This is a genomic window from Agrobacterium sp. CCNWLW155 (genome assembly GCF_036888815.1).
GTDB lineage: Bacteria > Pseudomonadota > Alphaproteobacteria > Rhizobiales > Rhizobiaceae > Agrobacterium > Agrobacterium radiobacter.
This window is the reverse complement of sequence record NZ_JBAKFW010000002.1, coordinates 223276-239836: the sequence shown is the minus strand read 5'-3', so window position 1 is coordinate 239836 and position 16561 is coordinate 223276. Positions and strand designations below refer to the sequence as shown.

General features: G+C 58.3%; 18 protein-coding genes. 10 read left to right on the top strand and 8 right to left on the bottom strand.

The window, feature by feature from the left end:
* Window positions 1–92: 92 nt before the first annotated feature.
* The 7 genes from V6S97_RS09720 to rsmI all read right to left on the bottom strand — a co-directional run bounded on the left by V6S97_RS09720 (window position 93) and on the right by rsmI (window position 6382).
* Window positions 93–1193: a sn-glycerol-3-phosphate import ATP-binding protein UgpC gene (locus V6S97_RS09720; protein WP_334426681.1), complete on the bottom strand. Its 1101-nt coding sequence runs from the start codon at window positions 1191–1193 to the stop codon at window positions 93–95.
* Between the two features lie 10 nt (window positions 1194–1203).
* Window positions 1204–2046, bottom strand: a complete 843-nt coding sequence (gene ugpE / locus V6S97_RS09715) for a sn-glycerol-3-phosphate ABC transporter permease UgpE (RefSeq protein ID WP_003503828.1) — start codon at window positions 2044–2046, stop codon at window positions 1204–1206.
* A 10-nt stretch (window positions 2047–2056) separates the two neighbouring features.
* Window positions 2057–3022, bottom strand: coding sequence for a sugar ABC transporter permease (locus V6S97_RS09710; RefSeq protein WP_003503830.1), 966 nt, complete (start codon window positions 3020–3022; stop codon window positions 2057–2059).
* An 82-nt stretch (window positions 3023–3104) separates the two neighbouring features.
* Window positions 3105–4403 (bottom strand): extracellular solute-binding protein, encoded by a 1299-nt coding sequence (locus V6S97_RS09705; protein ID WP_003503832.1) that lies wholly within the window; start codon window positions 4401–4403, stop codon window positions 3105–3107.
* Window positions 4404–4511: 108 nt separating this feature from the next.
* Window positions 4512–5072, bottom strand: a complete 561-nt coding sequence (locus V6S97_RS09700) for a sugar O-acetyltransferase (RefSeq protein WP_334426679.1) — start codon at window positions 5070–5072, stop codon at window positions 4512–4514.
* A gap of 13 nt (window positions 5073–5085) precedes the next feature.
* Window positions 5086–5454 (bottom strand): YraN family protein, encoded by a 369-nt coding sequence (locus tag V6S97_RS09695; protein WP_003503837.1) that lies wholly within the window; start codon window positions 5452–5454, stop codon window positions 5086–5088.
* Window positions 5444–6382 (bottom strand): 16S rRNA (cytidine(1402)-2'-O)-methyltransferase, encoded by a 939-nt coding sequence (rsmI, locus tag V6S97_RS09690; RefSeq protein WP_003503840.1) that lies wholly within the window; start codon window positions 6380–6382, stop codon window positions 5444–5446. The genes V6S97_RS09695 and rsmI overlap by 11 nt, the downstream gene beginning before the upstream one ends.
* Before the next feature lie 267 nt (window positions 6383–6649).
* Here rsmI and dnaN point away from each other — a divergent pair, with 267 nt between their 5' ends.
* The 6 genes from dnaN to V6S97_RS09660 all read left to right on the top strand — a co-directional run bounded on the left by dnaN (window position 6650) and on the right by V6S97_RS09660 (window position 11367).
* Window positions 6650–7768 carry a DNA polymerase III subunit beta gene (dnaN, locus tag V6S97_RS09685; protein ID WP_003503841.1) on the top strand — a complete coding sequence of 373 codons (1119 nt, stop codon included), beginning with the start codon at window positions 6650–6652 and terminating at the stop codon, window positions 7766–7768.
* Window positions 7769–7962: 194 nt separating this feature from the next.
* Complete coding sequence (gene pmtA, locus V6S97_RS09680; protein WP_003503844.1) at window positions 7963–8556, top strand: phospholipid N-methyltransferase PmtA; 594 nt, start codon at window positions 7963–7965, stop codon at window positions 8554–8556.
* Window positions 8557–8652: 96 nt separating this feature from the next.
* Window positions 8653–9249 (top strand): histidine phosphatase family protein, encoded by a 597-nt coding sequence (locus tag V6S97_RS09675; RefSeq protein WP_003503847.1) that lies wholly within the window; start codon window positions 8653–8655, stop codon window positions 9247–9249.
* Between the two features lie 4 nt (window positions 9250–9253).
* The gene (pyrF, locus tag V6S97_RS09670; protein WP_003503850.1) at window positions 9254–9961 is read left to right on the top strand and encodes an orotidine-5'-phosphate decarboxylase; all 708 of its coding nucleotides are present in this window, start codon (window positions 9254–9256) and stop codon (window positions 9959–9961) included.
* A gap of 17 nt (window positions 9962–9978) precedes the next feature.
* Window positions 9979–10266: a DUF1330 domain-containing protein gene (locus V6S97_RS09665; protein WP_334426675.1), complete on the top strand. Its 288-nt coding sequence runs from the start codon at window positions 9979–9981 to the stop codon at window positions 10264–10266.
* A gap of 120 nt (window positions 10267–10386) precedes the next feature.
* Window positions 10387–11367 (top strand): complex I NDUFA9 subunit family protein, encoded by a 981-nt coding sequence (locus tag V6S97_RS09660; RefSeq protein ID WP_087743260.1) that lies wholly within the window; start codon window positions 10387–10389, stop codon window positions 11365–11367.
* A 605-nt stretch (window positions 11368–11972) separates the two neighbouring features.
* On the opposite strand, the gene V6S97_RS09655 is transcribed toward V6S97_RS09660, so the two are convergent.
* Window positions 11973–12779, bottom strand: coding sequence for an undecaprenyl-diphosphate phosphatase (locus V6S97_RS09655; protein ID WP_111781362.1), 807 nt, complete (start codon window positions 12777–12779; stop codon window positions 11973–11975).
* 158 nt (window positions 12780–12937) lie between these two features.
* Here V6S97_RS09655 and V6S97_RS09650 point away from each other — a divergent pair, with 158 nt between their 5' ends.
* The 4 genes from V6S97_RS09650 to V6S97_RS09635 all read left to right on the top strand — a co-directional run bounded on the left by V6S97_RS09650 (window position 12938) and on the right by V6S97_RS09635 (window position 16530).
* Entirely contained in the window at window positions 12938–13630 is a 693-nt protein-coding gene (locus V6S97_RS09650) for a glutathione S-transferase family protein (RefSeq protein WP_003503856.1), read from the top strand.
* 79 nt (window positions 13631–13709) lie between these two features.
* On the top strand, window positions 13710–14861 hold the full coding sequence (gene queG, locus V6S97_RS09645; protein ID WP_026363808.1) for a tRNA epoxyqueuosine(34) reductase QueG: 1152 nt from the start codon (window positions 13710–13712) through the stop codon (window positions 14859–14861).
* A gap of 3 nt (window positions 14862–14864) precedes the next feature.
* Window positions 14865–15734 (top strand): SDR family oxidoreductase, encoded by an 870-nt coding sequence (locus tag V6S97_RS09640; RefSeq protein ID WP_334426672.1) that lies wholly within the window; start codon window positions 14865–14867, stop codon window positions 15732–15734.
* A 427-nt stretch (window positions 15735–16161) separates the two neighbouring features.
* The gene (locus V6S97_RS09635; RefSeq protein ID WP_334426670.1) at window positions 16162–16530 is read left to right on the top strand and encodes a septal ring lytic transglycosylase RlpA family protein; all 369 of its coding nucleotides are present in this window, start codon (window positions 16162–16164) and stop codon (window positions 16528–16530) included.
* The last annotated feature ends 31 nt before the right edge of the window (window positions 16531–16561 follow it).

The following is a 16561-nucleotide window of genomic DNA, read 5'->3' as shown; positions in this document are numbered from 1 at the left end:
AAATATTGGAGGTCTTCTATCATCGGGATCGTAACAAAGCGGTTTTGACAATCGGCGCAATTTTATTCATCGCGCCGATTTCTGTGATGCGCTCAGGCCGTCGCCATCTGCGCGGGCTGCGCCGCCAGCTGCTCCGCTTTGCCGGCAATGCGCTTGCCGGTTTCGCTGGAGAAGAAATGCAGTTTTTCCGGCGCGATCGTCACGGAGAGCGCGGACGGAACCTCGACATCCGGCGGGAAAGCAACTGTCAGGCTCTGGTCGCCGATCATGCCGTGGATGAGACGCTGCGAACCCAGTTCCTCGATATAATCGACCCGAAGCGGGAAGCCCTGTTCACCTGCCGCAGCGAGGCGGAAATCTTCCGCCCGCATGCCCACCGTTATCGGGCCGGAGGTGGGTGCAAAACCGTTGAGCGCAACGAGTGCCGGACCGACGGCAAGGCTATCGCCATGCAACTCGGCGTTCAGCAGGTTCATGGCGGGAGAGCCGATGAAACTCGCAACAAAGGTCGAGGCAGGGGTGTGGTAGACATCAAGTGGCGCGCCGATCTGTTCGATACGACCGCCATTCAGCACAACAAGACGATCGGCCAGCGTCATGGCCTCCAGCTGATCGTGGGTGACGTAAATAGAGGTGGTGCCGAGACGCTTTTGCAGGCGCTTGATCTCGCCGCGCATGGAAACGCGCAGCTTGGCATCGAGGTTGGACAGGGGCTCGTCGAACAGGAAAGCCGCCGGTTTGCGCACGATGGCGCGACCCATGGCGACACGCTGCCGCTGGCCACCGGAAAGGGCGCGCGGCTTGCGCTCCAGATAGGGTTCAAGCTGCAGCATACGCGCGGCTTCGGCCACGCGCGCATCGATTTCCGCCTTCGGTGTCTTGCGGTTCTTCAACCCGTATTCCAGGTTCTCGCGCACCGACATATGCGGGTAAAGCGCGTAGTTCTGGAACACCATGGCAATATCCCGATCGGCGGGATCGGTCTGGTTGACCACCCGGTCGCCGATCTTCACCGTGCCTTCGGAGATGTCCTCGAGCCCGGCGACCATGCGCAGCAGCGTGGACTTGCCGCAGCCGGAGGGGCCGACGAGCACGATGAACTCGCCGTCCCTGATGTCGATATCGACGTGATGCACGGCGCGCACGACGCCATGATAGTCTTTGCAGACCTGACTGATTTCTATCGCGGCCATTTCGGTTTCCTTATTTGTCGCTTTCGGTGAGGCCCTTGATGAACCAGCGCTGGAAGATCACGACGATCATCACAGGCGGCAGCATGGCCAGAACGGCAAGCGCGAAAGCTTCGTTGTAATCGGGAATTTGCGAACCGACCCAGACCTGCAGGATCGACTTGATGCCACGCATCAGGGTGAAGAATTTTTCGTCATTCGTCATCAGCATCGGCCAGAGATACTGGTTCCAACCGTAGACGAACATGATGATGAAGATCGCCGCCATCATGGTACGGGAAAGCGGGATGATCACATCGATAAAGAACTTGACCGGACCCGCACCGTCTATGCGGGCGGCTTCCAGCAATTCCTCCGGAATGGATTTGAAGAACTGCCGGAAATAGAAGGTTCCGGTCGCAGACGCCAGAAGCGGCACGATGAGGCCGGTGTAGGAATTCAGTAGACCGAGTTTGCTCATGACCTCATAGGAGGGCATGATGCGCACTTCCAGCGGAAGGAGCAGCGTGGTGAAAATGATCCAGAAGGCGAGCGTTGCAAAACGGAAGCGGAAATAGACAATCGCATAGGCGGCCGTCATCGACAGGACGATCTTGCCGACAGCAAAACCGATGCCGAGGATCAGCGAATTCAGCACCATGTTGAGGCCCGTCACCTGTCCGGTGAAACCACCCTTCTGGGTCAGGACCTTTTCGTAGGTCTCGATGAAATTGTCGCCGGGAACGATCGCCAGACCGCTGCGGTGGATTTCCGCCGCCGTGTGAGTGGACGTCATGAAGGCAACGATAACAGGCAGGATCAGAAACAGCGCGCCAATGATCAGCACCAGATGATCGAGGGGTTTTGTCTTGTACATTGGTTTTCCCTCAATTGTAGTGGATGCGCTTTTCGATGAAGCGGAACTGGATGATGGTGAGAACAAAGACGACCAGCATCAGGATGACGGACTGGGCCGACGAGCCGCCGATATCATTGCCGCGGAAACCGTCCAGAAACACCTTGTAGACCAGCGTAATCGGGTTGTTGGCGGCCTTGTCCTTCACCATCACGTCGATGACGCCGAATGTGTCGAAGAGCGCGTAGGTGATGTTGATGATCAGCAGGAAGAAGGCCGTGGGCGCCAGAAGCGGCATGATCACCGTCCAGAACCGGCGAAAGCCGGAGCGGCAGTCGATGGAGGCGGCTTCCCGCACGGAGACTGGCACACCCTGGAGACCGGACAGGAAGAAGATGAAGTTGTAGGGGATCTGCTTCCAGACCGCGACGACGATCATGGCGAACGCCGTATCGAAATAATTGAGGCCGACCTTCATGTCCCAGCCGAGAAACGCCGCCATCTTCACGAAGGGGCCGATATGCTGATCGAAGAACATCATGCCGATGAGACCCGCGACAGGCGGCGCGATGGCGTAGACGGAAATCAGCACCGTCTTGTATGTCGAACTGCCGCGAATGACCGCATCAGCCTTGACCGCAAGCAGAAGGCCGAGCGCCAACGAAAAGAAGGTTACCAACACGGTGAAAACAACCGTGAATTTAGCGATGCCGAGATATTCCGGGCTGAATATCGCATCCGAATAATTGGCGAAGCCCACGAAGGACGCGCCGAATCCGAAAGGGTCTTCGATAAAAAAGGAAGATTGCACGGCCTGAACGGACGGCCAATAGAAGAAGATGAAGATCACCGCAAGCTGCGGCGCCAGAAACAGATATGGCACGAAGGACGAGGAGAACTGCACGCGCTTCATGCCGGCTTCAGCAGCCTTCGGCGGTTTTCCGGGCTTTGCGGACCGGCCGGAAAATCGGCTCGGTTGTGAGGATGTATAGGCCACGTTTTCGCTTCCTTATCCAAGAGCGAGCCTCCCTTCCGGCGGAAAGGAGGCTCGACAACTATCGTTGGTTTAAACGGGCCGATTAGCCGGCCGTCTTGGCGAAACGGGCGAGAATGTCGTTGCCTTCCTTCTCGATGATCTCGAAAGCAGCCTTCGGCGTGACTTCGCCGGAGAAGATGCGGTTATATTCGCGTTCCATGACGGCGCGGATCTGCGGATAGAAACCGAAGCGGTAACCCTTCGACCATTCGCCGCCCGGCAGCGACAGCTGCTGGATACCGACTTCCGCAACCGGCTTTTCCTTGTAGTAGCCTTCAGCCTTGGCCTTTTCGTAAGCGGCCTTGGTGATGGCGACGTAACCGGTTGCCTTGTGGTAGAAGACCTGGATTTCCGGCGAGGTCAGGAACTGGAAGAAGTCAGCCACGCACTTATTTTCGGCTTCAGACTTGCCCGACATTGCAAAGAGAGCTGCACCGCCGATGAAGGAGTTGGTGCCTGCGCCCTTGATGGAGCCCCAGTAGGGAAGGAAGGTTGCCGAGAACGGCATGGTCGCCGTCTTCTGCAGGCCGCCGAAGGAGCCCGAAGAACCGATCCAGAAAGCGACTTTGCCTTCTTCGAACGGCTTCTGGTTGTCGTTCCAGCCGGCACCATAATAGGCGAACAGGCCCTTGTCCTTCCAGTCCTTCAGCTTGTCGAACATCATGACGAGGTTCGGGTCGGTGACCTTGAGCTTGGTGTCAGTGACGCTGTCGTAACCATTGTTGTTGGTGGCGAACTGGATGTTGTTACGGGAGAAGAAGTTCTCCGTGAACTGCCAGGTCAGCTGCGACTGAACGAGCGGAATGTAACCGGCTTCCTTCAGCTTCGGCGCAACCTTCTCGAACTCTTCCCAGGTCTTCGGGGCTTCGACGCCGGCCTTCTTCAGGGCTTCGTCGTTGACATACATGATGGGAGCGGAGGAGTTGAACGGCATGCCGACAAACTTGCCGTCAGCGGCAGCGTAGAAATAACGCACGCCATTGATGAAGGCGTCGCGGTCGAACTTGTAGCCGGCCTTATTGATGAGGTCTTCGGCAGGAATGACAGCGCCCTTGGCGTTGATGATGGTGGCAGCGCCAGCGTCAAAAACCTGGAGGATGTTCGGCTGTTCGCCCGAACGGAAAGCAGCGATGCCGCTGGCCAGCGCTTCTTCATAGGAGCCCTTGGAAACCGGCGTCAGAGCGCATTCCTTCTGGGCTTCGTTGAACTTCTGCGAAACTTCGTTGATGACTTCGCCGTTACGGCCGCCCATGCCATGCCACCAGGTGATGTTGGTAGCAGCCATGGAAGACGTCGCCGAAATGCTGACGGCCACTGCGGCCATGGAAATCTTCTTCAACATTACTAAATCCTCTCCACCATTTATTGGGGTGAGGATGCGAATAGAGGCGTTCGATGACGCCTCTTTGACAGTTCCATGTCAGATTTATTACAGCAGCTGGCGAAATTCTCAGTCGGCTATACGCTTTATGGGCCGAGCCGGATTTCCCACCACCGTCACGCCCGGCGGCACATTGCGCGTCACCACCGAACCGGCGCCGACAATCGCGCCGTCACAAATGGTGATGCCCGCCAGAAAGATCGCTCCGCCGCCGATCCAGACATCTCGCCCGATCGTCACAGGCTTCGCGATTTCAATGCCTTGCGCCCGCGGCACCGGGTCCAGATGGTGTTCCGCACAATAAATCTGCACAGCAGGCCCGAGCATCGCGCCATCGGCTATCGCGACCTTCGCGGAATCGAGAATGGTGCAGCCGGCATTGAGATAAACATTTTTGCCCAGCGTAATGTTGAAACCGTAAGCGCAATGAAACGGCGCTTCAAGAAATGCGCCTTCCCCGACAGAATTAAAGAGGGTGCGCAGCAGCGGTGCAATCGCCCCGCGCTCATCCGGCGGCATCGTATTGTGCTGGTGGACGGCCTTTCGTGCCCGCCAGCGCAATATATCCAGCTCCGTATCCATGCAGCTGTACCATTCGCCCGCGGCCATTTTTTCCCGTTCGGTGGACATTGTTTCCCTCCCCTCAAAAGGCGTCGATGAAATGCTGCGGCAGGCGATGCGGCAGGACCGCGACAATATCGAAACGCAGTGAAAACCGCGCGGCATCCTTGCGGCGGGCGAGCCAGAGATCGGCGGCCGCCCGGATGCGCTGCTGCGAATGGAAGCCGACAGCATCAACCGCACCGGCTCCTGAGGACCGCGCCTTGACCTCGATGATGGCAACGAGGTCCTTCTTGCGGGCGATGAGGTCTATTTCCCCCAGCCGGGTGCGATAACGAATGGCGAGGATGCGATATCCCTTCAGCAGCAGATAAAGTGCCGCCCAATATTCCGCAGCATGGCCGCGTCGTTCGGCTTTGCGCCTTTCATTGCTTCGCCCGTCAGCGGCCATCCGTTTCCTTCATATCCAGCAGCCTTTGATAAAGCTCCTTGCGCGGCAGGCCCGTCAGCTTCGCCGCTTCACCCGCGGCCTTGGCGGCCGACATGGTGGCGACGAGATCCTTCAGAAGCTTCTCGACATCCTCGATATCGGGTATCTCATCATAGGAGGGCGGCTCCACCAGAAGCACGATCTCGCCCTTCACCACCCGGTCGCCATCATAATAATCCGCAAGCTCGCCGAGCGTGCCACGCCGGAATTCCTCGAAAGTCTTGGTCAGTTCACGGCAGACCACGGCGCGGCGGTCGCGGCCGAGCACCTCCGACGCGACTTTGACGGAAGCACCGATACGATGCGGCGATTCAAAGAAGATCAGGGTTGCGGGGATTTTCGCCAGCGCGGCAAAACGGTCGCGCTTGCCGCGATCTTTCACAGGCAGAAAGCCTGCAAACAGGAAGGCGTCACTCGGCATGCCCGAGCCGACGAGGGCGGCAAGCGGCGCAGAAGCGCCCGGCACCGGCACGACGCGATGCCCGGCTTCAAGCGCCAGTTGACCGAGGCGATAACCGGGATCGGAAACCAGCGGCGTTCCGGCATCCGATACCAGCGCCACGGATTTTCCGGCCTCGAGAGCTGCGATGAGCTTCGGTCCCGCTTCGTTGGCATTGTGCTCGTGATAGGAGAGCGGGCGGGTGCGGATACCGTAACGTTCGAGCAGGATGCGGGTGACGCGGGTATCCTCGCAGGCGAGAACATCGGCCGAGGCCAGCGTTTCCAGCGCACGAATGGTGATATCACCGAGATTGCCGATGGGCGTGGCCACGAGATAAAGGGCGGGCTCCAGCGGTCGTGCCGCAATGGTGGCCGTGCCGATCCTGAAGCTCTTCTTGTCTCTGTTGTCGCTGTTCGATATTTCTTCCGTCACACGGCTTCCAATCATTCTGGCCGATCATTCCCGGCCGGTCGCTCCGGTTTTCCCTCTTTATGGGCAATAGAAAACCGGCGAACAAGCTCCATGGATGGTTCAAGCCTGTGGATCATGCTGTATAGCAGCAAAATGAGCGGCGGCAGACGCACTCGGCTCTTGCATTTTCTGCAATAACTCTGCCATTTTGCCCGTCCACATTGTCCGGCTTTGCGGCCGGTGAAGACTCTTCTTGCCGATCCGGCGGTGGCCGGTTCGCAACGGTTGAAAGCGGTAGCGTCCATGCGTATTACTCTTGAGCGGTCGAACCTTCTGAAATCGCTGAACCACGTCCACCGGGTTGTCGAGCGTCGCAACACGATCCCGATCCTGTCCAACGTCCTCCTGCGCGCATCCGGCGCCAATCTGGACATGAAGGCGACCGACCTCGATCTCGAAATCACCGAAGCGACCCCGGCCATGGTGGAGCAGGCGGGCGCCACCACCGTGCCGGCGCACCTGCTTTATGAAATCGTGCGCAAGCTGCCTGACGGTTCCGAGGTGCTTCTGGCGACCAACCCGGACGGCTCCTCGATGACCGTTGCCTCCGGCCGCTCGAAGTTCTCGCTGCAATGCCTTCCGGAGACGGATTTCCCCGACCTGACGGCCGGCACCTTCAGCCACACCTTCAAACTGAAGGCGACCGACCTGAAGATGCTGATCGACCGGACGCAGTTTGCGATTTCGACCGAAGAGACGCGTTATTACCTGAACGGCATTTTCTTCCACACCATTGAAAGCAATGGCGACCTGAAGCTGCGCGCCGTCGCCACCGACGGTCACCGTCTGGCGCGCGCCGATGTGGATGCGCCCTCCGGTTCCGAAGGCATGCCTGGCATCATCATTCCGCGCAAGACCGTCGGCGAGCTGCAGAAGCTGATGGACAATCCGGAACTGGAAGTCACCGTCGAAGTCTCGGATGCGAAAATCCGCCTGACCATCGGTTCGGTCGTTCTGACCTCGAAGCTGATCGACGGCACCTTCCCCGATTACCAGCGCGTGATCCCGACCGGCAATGACAAGGAAATGCGCGTCGATTGCCAGACTTTCGCGCAGGCTGTCGACCGCGTCTCGACCATTTCTTCCGAGCGCGGCCGCGCCGTCAAGCTCGCGCTCACCAATGGCCAGCTGACGCTGACCGTCAACAACCCGGATTCGGGCAGTGCGACGGAAGAAGTGGCCGTCGGTTATGACAACGATTCGATGGAAATCGGCTTCAATGCCAAATATCTCCTCGACATCACCTCGCAGCTTTCCGGTGAAGACGCGATTTTCCTGCTGGCCGACGCCGGCTCGCCGACGCTGGTTCGCGACACCGCTGGCGATGATGCGCTTTATGTTCTGATGCCGATGCGCGTTTGAAAACGCGCATTTCTCATCAGTTTCATCAAGAACGCCGGGGAACTGCTTCACCGGCGTTTTTTTGATTCGGCCGAAGAAGTTTCACGTCGGAAGCGAATTTTTCCAGTTACGACATTTTGCCTTGTTTTTGCGCCAAATGGGATCAACAGTACGTAACAGTTTTTTGATAATGACCAAAAGCATCTGAGGGAACTATGGCACTTAACCTGAAGCAACGGCTTGAGCAGAAATTTGAGGAAGAAATCCGCTTTTTCAAGGGCATGGTCAGCCAGCCGAAAAAAGTCGGGGCCATTGTGCCGACATCGTCCATCACGGCGAAAAAAATGGCGAGTGTCATCAATCCCCATTCCGGCCTGCCGGTTCTAGAACTCGGCCCGGGCACGGGTGTCATCACCAAGGCCATTCTGGCGCGCGGCATCAAGCCGGAGAACCTGACCGCCATCGAATATTCGACCGATTTCTACAATCAGCTGCTCAGGAGCTATCCGGGCGTCAATTTCATCAATGGCGACGCCTTCGATCTCGATGCGACGCTTGGCGAGCACAAGGGCCAGATGTTCGACAGCGTCGTCTCCGCCGTGCCGATGCTGAATTTCCCCATGGCCGCCCGTATCAAGCTTCTTGACGAATTGCTGAAGCGCGTGCCCCACGGCCGTCCCGTCGTGCAGATATCCTACGGTCCGATCTCCCCGATCGTCGCGCAGCCGCACCTCTATCATATCCGCCATTTCGATTTTATCGTGCGCAATATTCCGCCGGCGCAATTGTGGACCTATACGCGGGCCTGATTGCTCGACAGGATAGGCAAGGCCGTCATTTCCCGGTCGCGACGAATGGTTAGGGTGTTGATTTGCCCTTTCCATCGCCTTTGAGGACCGATTGCCATGCATGCGCTCTACATCACCCATCCCCAGGTCAAGATCGATGCGGATGTTCCCGTTCCCGAATGGGGGCTTTCGGAGAGAGGGGCCGAGCGGGCACGGGAAGCGAGCCGCCTGCCCTGGGCGCGGTCATTGCGCCGCATTGTTTCCAGCGCCGAAACCAAGGCGATCGAAACCGCCCGCATCCTCGCCGAAACCTCCGGAGCGGAGATAGAGATCGTCGAGGCGATGCATGAAAATGACCGGTCTGCCACCGGCTTCCTGCCACCGCCGGAATTCGAGAAGGCGGCGGACTGGTTCTTCGCCAACCCCGAAGAAAGTTTTCACGGCTGGGAGCGCGCAATCGATGCGCAGGCGCGGATTGTCCGGGCCGTCAAAGCCGTTTTCGAGCGACACGATCCGCGGCAACCGATCGCCTTTGTTGGTCATGGTGGCGTAGGTACGCTCCTGAAATGCCATATCGAAGGCCGTGACATCAGCCGCAGCAAGGACCAGCCGCCCGGCGGCGGCAATCTTTTCCACTTTTCCATCGCCGAATTTTCACTTGCAGCCGCGTCCCCCACATGCGACTGGACGGCAATGGAAACATGGCAGGGATAAGACAATGACCGCGCGCGAAAAACTCATCGTCGGGCTGGATGTTCCGACTGTGCAGCAGGCCGAAGACATCGTCTCGAAAATCGGCGATGAGGTTCTGTTCTACAAGATCGGTTACCAGCTGGTATTCGCCGGCGGTCTCGAATTCGCGCGTGACCTTGTGCAGAGCGGCAAGAAGGTCTTTCTCGACATGAAGTTGCTCGACATCGACAACACGGTTGCTTCCGGTGTCGAAAACATCGCCCGCATGGGCATGTCGATGCTGACCCTGCACGCCTACCCCAAAGCCATGCGCGCTGCAGTGAAGGCTGCTGAAGGTTCCGGCCTCTGCCTGCTGGGCGTCACCGTGCTGACCTCGATGGATGACGTTGATCTGGCCGAAGCCGGTTACGCGTCGGACGCCCGTTCGCTGGTGCTGCGCCGGGCGGAACAGGCGCGCGAAGCGGGCATGGGCGGCATCGTCTGTTCGGCAGAGGAATCGACCGCCGTGCGCGAAATTCTCGGTCCGGATCTTGCCGTCGTTACCCCCGGCATTCGCCCTGCCGGCGCAGATCTTGGTGATCAGAAGCGGGTGATGACACCCTACGACGCCATCAAGGCCGGCTCGAGCCATCTGGTCGTCGCCCGCCCGATCGTTCGGGCGGAAGATCCGAAGGCGGCGGCCCGCGCCATTCTTGATGACATGCTGCGCGCCAGCTTTCCGGCCAATCAGTAACGACAGGAGCAGATGAAATGGCAAAGGGATATTGGATCGCCCGCGTCGATGTACGCGACAGTGAGCGCTACAAGGACTATGTCACGACAGCAAAGCCCGCCTTCGAGCGGTTCGGTGCCAATTTCCTGGCCCGTGGCGGTGCCTTGACCGAGCTGGAAGGCAAGGCGCGTGCCCGCAATGTCGTCATCGAGTTCCCGTCAGTTCAGCACGCCATCGATTGCTACAACTCCCCCGAATATCAGGCAGCCGCCAAAATCCGCCAGGAAATCGCGGAGGCGGAGATGGTGATCGTCGAAGGAATTTGACGGGCGTCAACCGCATTTCCAAAACCGGCCCCTGCCCTGCGACAACATCTCTTCACGCGCGCGCGGCTTTGGGCTAAGAGACTGAAAAACGCTTTATCGACAGCTTCTGAGGAGCCTCCCATGACCTTGGCCAACCTTCCACCCCTCGTCACCGTTTTTGGCGGTTCGGGTTTTGTCGGGCGGCATGTCGTGCGGATACTTGCGAAGCGCGGTTATCGCATCCGTGTCGCCGTACGTCGCCCCGATCTTGCCGGCTTCCTGCAGCCGCTCGGCAATGTTGGTCAGATTTCCTTTGCTCAGGCGAACCTGCGTTATCGCGATTCCATCGTCAAAGCCGTGGAAGATGCTGATCACGTGGTCAATTGCGTCGGCATCCTGACCGAAAGCGGTCGCAACACCTTTGACGCCGTTCAGGAATTCGGTGCGAAAGCCATTGCCGAGGCGGCCCGCGATGCTGGCGCCACGCTGACGCATATTTCCGCCATCGGTGCGGAAGCGGGTTCGCCGACCGGTTACGGCCGCACCAAGGGCCGCGCCGAAGCTGCCATCCATTCCATCCTGCCCGGCGCCGTGATCCTGCGCCCGTCGATCATTTTCGGACCGGAAGATGATTTCTTCAACAAATTCGCCAAGATGGCCCGCAGCATGCCCTTCCTGCCGCTGATCGGCGGCGGAAAAACCAGATTCCAGCCGGTCTATGTCGAGGACGTCGCCGAAGCCGTCGCCCGTGGCGTCGATGGCAAGCTGAAGCCCGGCGCCATTTACGAACTCGGCGGCCAGGACGTGATGACGTTCCGCGACTGTCTTGAGGCGGTTCTTGCCGCAACGTACCGCCAGCGTCCTTTTGTCGACCTGCCTTTCGGTGTCGCCTCAACGATCGCCAAGCTCACTTCGCTGGTGCCGCTGATTAAGCCGCCGCTGACGGTCGATCAGGTGACCATGCTGAAAAAGGACAATGTCGTTTCCGCCGAGGCGGAAAAGAACGGCCTGACGCTGGAGGGTATCGGCATCACCCCCGTTCGCGTCGCCTCCATCCTGCCGTCCTACATGGTGCAATATCGCACCCACGGCCAGTTCTCAAACGCAGGTAAAGCGGCCTGAAGCTCAGGCCAGCGCCAGCGATTTCAACGAAAGCGGGAGCCATTCCCGCTTTTTGTTTTTGCCCAATTCAATTGCAACCAAACCGCTATTCGTGCATTTTCTCCTCAACTGCAGGGGAGGTGTAGAATGAACTAAGGCAGATTTCTAAAGCCGGGTAAAAGTTAACGGCCGTCCGGCCGCCACAGGCAAGCGTGGCACAAGCGCAACTGTGGAAAAGACTTCGCATTAACCCGGTATTCAACAAGCTGCTTTATTGATATTCGCCACATTCCAAACATATCCCGAACCCTCACTTCACACACGGCGGCACGATCCGCGCGAACGAACGTCTGAAAGGCAATAATAAAATGGGCAGATCTATCGCACTCTTTTTTGCGTGTGCGGCTTTGGTGGTTCTGGCGGGTTCTTTCATGGCGCCGGGAACGGTTGCAGCGGGCAAGAGCGGTTGCGCTCCCGCCTACGGCGTCGACCCCTGCGCAACGGCTTCGATCAGCACCAACTGATCGGCCTTTAAAAGTTTCAAAGAAAAAGCGCCGCCGGTTCTCCGGGGCGCTTTTTCTGTTTTTGTTCGTTCATTACGGACGAGGGTTATTCCCGTCCTCGGCTCAGCCGAAAACCAGAAGCGCGATCAGCCCCAGCGAACCGATGGCGATGCGCCACCAGGCAAAGGGCGCAAAGCCCCGACGCGACACAAAATCCAGCAGAGAGCGAACAACAAAGAGGCCCGAGACAAAAGCGGCGATGAAACCGACGGCAATCAGCGCGCCGTCATCAAAACTCAGCGCATCGCGGTTCTTGTAAAGGTCGAGCGTGAAAGCGCCGAGCATGGTCGGCATCGCCAGAAAGAACGAAAATTCGGCGGCGGAGCGCTTATCCGTGCCCATCAGCAGCGAGCCGACGATTGTGGCGCCGGATCGCGACGTGCCGGGAATCATCGCAAGGCACTGGAAGAGGCCGATCTTGAAGGCAAGCGACGGCGGATAATCCATGATGTCGGTATATTTCGGTTTCAGCGGCATGCGGTCGACTGCAAGCAAAATGACGCCGCCGATGATCAGCACCACGCAGATGAGCATCGGCGTTTCAAACAGCACGGTCTTGATGAAATCATGCGCCAACGCGCCGATTATCGCCGCCGGCAAAAAGGCGAGAGCGACGGCCAGCACGAAACGACGCGCCTTGGCGCTGGCTGGCAGGGCCAAGGCTATAGACATAAGCTTTTGAAAATAAACGAGAAGAATCGCAAGGATCGCGCCGAGCTGAATGAGGACGGCAAAGGTGTTGCCGGGTGATTTGAAGCCGAGGAAATGCCCGGCCAGCAGCACATGTGCCGTTGAGGAAACGGGAATGAACTCCGTCAGACCCTCGATAATGCCCAGCAGAAGCGCGCTGATGATCGATTGGTCACCCATGAGGTATCCTTCTTTTCAGGGGGAAGTGGCAATGGAAGGCAATTGCGTTAAACTTGTTTTAAAGTAGCCAAGCTCTTATAGCGTCTTGATGAAGCGAAACTGAAAAAGTTTTCCGGCAAATGCCGATCATGACAACCAATCGTAAAAATTGAGTACCGATGCCAACTCTCTATCACTCTCCGATGTCGACCGCATCCCGGTTCGTTCGTCTGATCCTTGCGGAATACGGGTTCCAGACCGATCTCGTGGAGGAGCAGCCGTGGGAAAGACGGCGGGAGTTTCTGGCGCTCAATCCGGCCGGCACCCTGCCGGTCTATCTCGATGACAATATGCGCTCGCTGAGCGGGCCTTATGTGCTTGCCGAATTTCTCGACGAAACGCATGGCGTTCTGAAGCGCGACCGCCGGCTTCTGGCGGAAGACCCGTTTCAGCGCGCGGAAATCCGTCGCCTGACGGAGTGGTTTCTGCAGAAGATGGAAAATGACGTGACCCGGCCGCTGGTACGGGAACGGGTCTATAAATTGCAGATGACGGCGGCCCAGGGCGGCGGACCGCCGGATTCCAAGCTGCTGCGCACCGCCCGCAACAATATCCGCCAGCATATCAAATATCTGGAATGGCTGGCCGGTTCGCGCACATGGCTCGCCGGCGATCGGTTGAGCTATGCCGACCTTGCCGCAGCCGCCGGCGTTTCGGTGCTGGACTATCTCGGCGAGATCAACTGGCTCGAAGCGCCGATTGCCAAGGAATGGTATCAGCGGCTGAAATCGCGCCCGTCCTTCCGGCCGTTCCTGAGCGAGCGCATTCCGCGCCTTGCCCCCTCCTCCCACTACGCCGATCTGGACTTCTAATATCTGGCCTGCCGGTTATTTGCTGTGGCCTGCGGCTCAGCCTATATATGCCGCAGAATAGCCCGCAGGAGAAACGACCATCGACGTCGCGAGCGAAAAGCAGCGGATACGCGCGCACAAACTGACGGACTTCGTTCGTCAGGAAGCGCTTTCGCTCGGCTTCGATCTCTGTCGCATCACCGCCCCAGACAGCATTCCGCTCGCGCCGGAACGGCTGAGACAGTTTCTCGACAACGGCTATCACGGCACGATGGCGTGGATGGAGGAAACGGAAGCCCGGCGTGCCGAACCGAAAACGCTGTGGGGCGACGTGCGCTCCATCGTCATGTTCGGACTGAACTACGGCCCGGAAGAAGATCCGCGCGACCTGCTTTCCAAACCGGACAAGGCCGCCATTTCGGTCTATGCCCGCAACCGCGATTATCACGACATCATCAAGGGGCGGTTGAAGGAGATCGCAACCCGTTTTGCCGCGCGCGCCGGCGAGGATGTGAAGGTCTTTGTCGATACCGCGCCTGTGATGGAAAAGCCGCTCGCCGCCGCAGCCGGTCTCGGCTGGCAGGGCAAGCACACAAACCTAGTAAGCCGCACCCATGGCTCATGGCTGTTTCTCGGCAGCATGTTCACCACGGCCGAACTCTGTCTCGATGAGGCCGAAAAGGATCATTGCGGTTCCTGCCGCGCCTGTCTCGATGCCTGTCCGACGGCTGCCTTCCCCGCGCCCTATCAATTGGACGCTCGCCGCTGCATCTCCTATCTCACCATCGAGCACAAGGGGCCGATCCCGCACGAGTTCCGGCCGATGATCGGCAACCGCATCTATGGCTGCGACGATTGCCTTGCCGCCTGTCCCTGGAACAAATTTGCGGCCAGCGCCTCCGAGATGAAACTGCAGGCGCGCGAGGATCTGAAGGAACCTTCCATCGCCTTCCTGCTCACGCTCGATGACGCTGCGTTTCGCAGTTTCTTCAGCGGCTCACCGGTCAAGCGCATCGGCCGCAATCGCTTCATCCGCAATGTGCTGATCGCGGCGGGAAACTCCGCAGACCGGCAATTCGTGGAACAATGCAAGGCGCTTGCGGAAACTGACCCTTCGCCCGAGGTGCGCGGCATGGCCGCATGGGCTTTGTCACGGCTTATGGACAGGGACGAATTCCGTACATACTCTGCCGGTCGCGCCCCGGAGCCTGATCCGGAGGCGGAAATGGAATGGCAACTGGCAGAGGCGTGAACCATGCATGTGATGATTTTTGGCGCGGGATATTCGGGCAAGGCCATAGCAAACGCGCTGAAACCCAAGGCCGCACACCTTTCCGGCACCACACGCAGCAAAGACAAGTTCGCAAGCCTCGCCGCAGCGGGCATGACGCCGTTCCTCTTTGACGGGGACCTCAATGACGAGCTCATCGCCGCCATGGGCAATGTGACGCATCTCGTACAATCCGTCGCGCCGGGCAAGGATGGCGATCCGTTGCTTGCGCTTCTGCGTGGCGATCTGAAAAAGTTCCTGCCCAATCTGAAATGGGTCGCTTACCTTTCCACCGTCGGCGTTTATGGCGACCATCACGGCGCCTGGGTGGACGAGACGACACCCTGCCGCCCTGTTTCCGCGCGCTCCGTGGAACGGGTAGCCGCTGAGGCTGCCTGGACTGAAGCAGCCCAAAAGGCGAATGTGCCGCTTTCCATCCTGCGCCTGTCCGGAATTTATGGCCCGGGACGTAATGCCTTCATGAATTTCGAGAAGGGAACTGCGCGGCGGCTTGTGAAGAAGGACCAGGTGTTCAATCGCATCCGCGTCGAGGATATCGGTGCCGCACTTGCCTTTCTGGCACGAAAAAACGAACGCGGTATCTTCAACGTGACAGATGATGAACCCTGCCCGCCGCAGGATGTGGTGAGCTTCGCAGCGACGCTGATGGGCGTGGAACCGCCGCCCGAGCAGGCTTTTGAAACCGCCGATCTGACGCCGATGGCGCGCTCTTTCTATGGCGAGAACAAGCGCGTTTCGAACGCCAGAATACGCGATCTTGGCTTCGATTTCCGCTTTCCGGAGTACAGACTCTCCCTGAAACAATTGTGGGAAAACGGCCTCTGGCGAGGCTGAGAATGGTCCCATCGAAAGCGATGAAAAATCCTTCCAATCCGGCTTTTGCGGATGGTTTTCGTCTTATTTCAGCTAATTAGGACTTTATTAACCATCCAAAAATCACTAAAATCGTAGTCATTAGAAAAATATTTCACTCACATTTCGTGAAGTGGATTCACGAAGCCGTGACTTGCAACAACATTTCCATTGAGCGTTGATTCTGCATTATTTTTTCCGAATTGTGACAGGGATGGCCAGGCGACGCCTTTCCGGCTAACGATCACGAATATTACAGACTGTAACAGTTCGTGATTTGAGATCAGCTTTTTTTCGCCATTTTTCCCTCGCCCTACAATCTCGCATCAAAAGGCGTTCAGGCCAGTTCATGGCCGTTTAGCAAGGGCACAATCAATCGGCGCGGGGCCGATTTTCAGGGAAGCACAGTTTGTTGAATATCCGTCGTATAGCTTTCACCGCTGCAACTATCGCCGCCTGTTCCATCATTGCGCCTCTTCAGGCGAATGCGGCAAATGGTTGTGGAGGCGCATCGTGGTATGCGTTGACCTCCAAGACTGCTTCTGGCGAGCGCATGAACGCCGCCAACCTGACCGCCGCCCACCGCTCGCTGCGGTTCGGCACCAAGGTCAAGGTGACCAATGCCCGCAATGGCAAGGCCGTTGTGGTGCGCATCAACGACCGCGGGCCGTTCATCAAGGGTCGCGTTCTCGATCTTTCCAAGGCGGCCGCCAAGAACATCGGCATGATCAACTCCGGCACCGCCAAGGTTTGCTACGAGATCGTCAAGGCCGATTGAGCCTTGCCCTCGCCGCCATTCGCGTCTACCA

Bases quoted from the DNA above. Each gene is read 5' to 3' on its own strand.
- V6S97_RS09700 (WP_334426679.1), bottom strand. From the start codon at position 5,072: ATGTCCACCGAACGGGAAAAAATGGCCGCGGGCGAATGGTACAGCTGC.
- V6S97_RS09695 (WP_003503837.1), bottom strand. From the start codon at position 5,454: ATGGCCGCTGACGGGCGAAGCAATGAAAGGCGCAAAGCCGAACGACGC.
- rsmI (WP_003503840.1), bottom strand. From the start codon at position 6,382: ATGATTGGAAGCCGTGTGACGGAAGAAATATCGAACAGCGACAACAGA.
- ugpE (WP_003503828.1), bottom strand. From the start codon at position 2,046: ATGTACAAGACAAAACCCCTCGATCATCTGGTGCTGATCATTGGCGCG.
- V6S97_RS09705 (WP_003503832.1), bottom strand. From the start codon at position 4,403: ATGTTGAAGAAGATTTCCATGGCCGCAGTGGCCGTCAGCATTTCGGCG.
- dnaN (WP_003503841.1), top strand. From the start codon at position 6,650: ATGCGTATTACTCTTGAGCGGTCGAACCTTCTGAAATCGCTGAACCAC.
- V6S97_RS09665 (WP_334426675.1), top strand. From the start codon at position 9,979: ATGGCAAAGGGATATTGGATCGCCCGCGTCGATGTACGCGACAGTGAG.
- V6S97_RS09640 (WP_334426672.1), top strand. From the start codon at position 14,865: ATGCATGTGATGATTTTTGGCGCGGGATATTCGGGCAAGGCCATAGCA.
- pyrF (WP_003503850.1), top strand. From the start codon at position 9,254: ATGACCGCGCGCGAAAAACTCATCGTCGGGCTGGATGTTCCGACTGTG.
- V6S97_RS09720 (WP_334426681.1), bottom strand. From the start codon at position 1,193: ATGGCCGCGATAGAAATCAGTCAGGTCTGCAAAGACTATCATGGCGTC.
- V6S97_RS09650 (WP_003503856.1), top strand. From the start codon at position 12,938: ATGCCAACTCTCTATCACTCTCCGATGTCGACCGCATCCCGGTTCGTT.
- V6S97_RS09660 (WP_087743260.1), top strand. From the start codon at position 10,387: ATGACCTTGGCCAACCTTCCACCCCTCGTCACCGTTTTTGGCGGTTCG.
- pmtA (WP_003503844.1), top strand. From the start codon at position 7,963: ATGGCACTTAACCTGAAGCAACGGCTTGAGCAGAAATTTGAGGAAGAA.
- V6S97_RS09655 (WP_111781362.1), bottom strand. From the start codon at position 12,779: ATGGGTGACCAATCGATCATCAGCGCGCTTCTGCTGGGCATTATCGAG.
- V6S97_RS09675 (WP_003503847.1), top strand. From the start codon at position 8,653: ATGCATGCGCTCTACATCACCCATCCCCAGGTCAAGATCGATGCGGAT.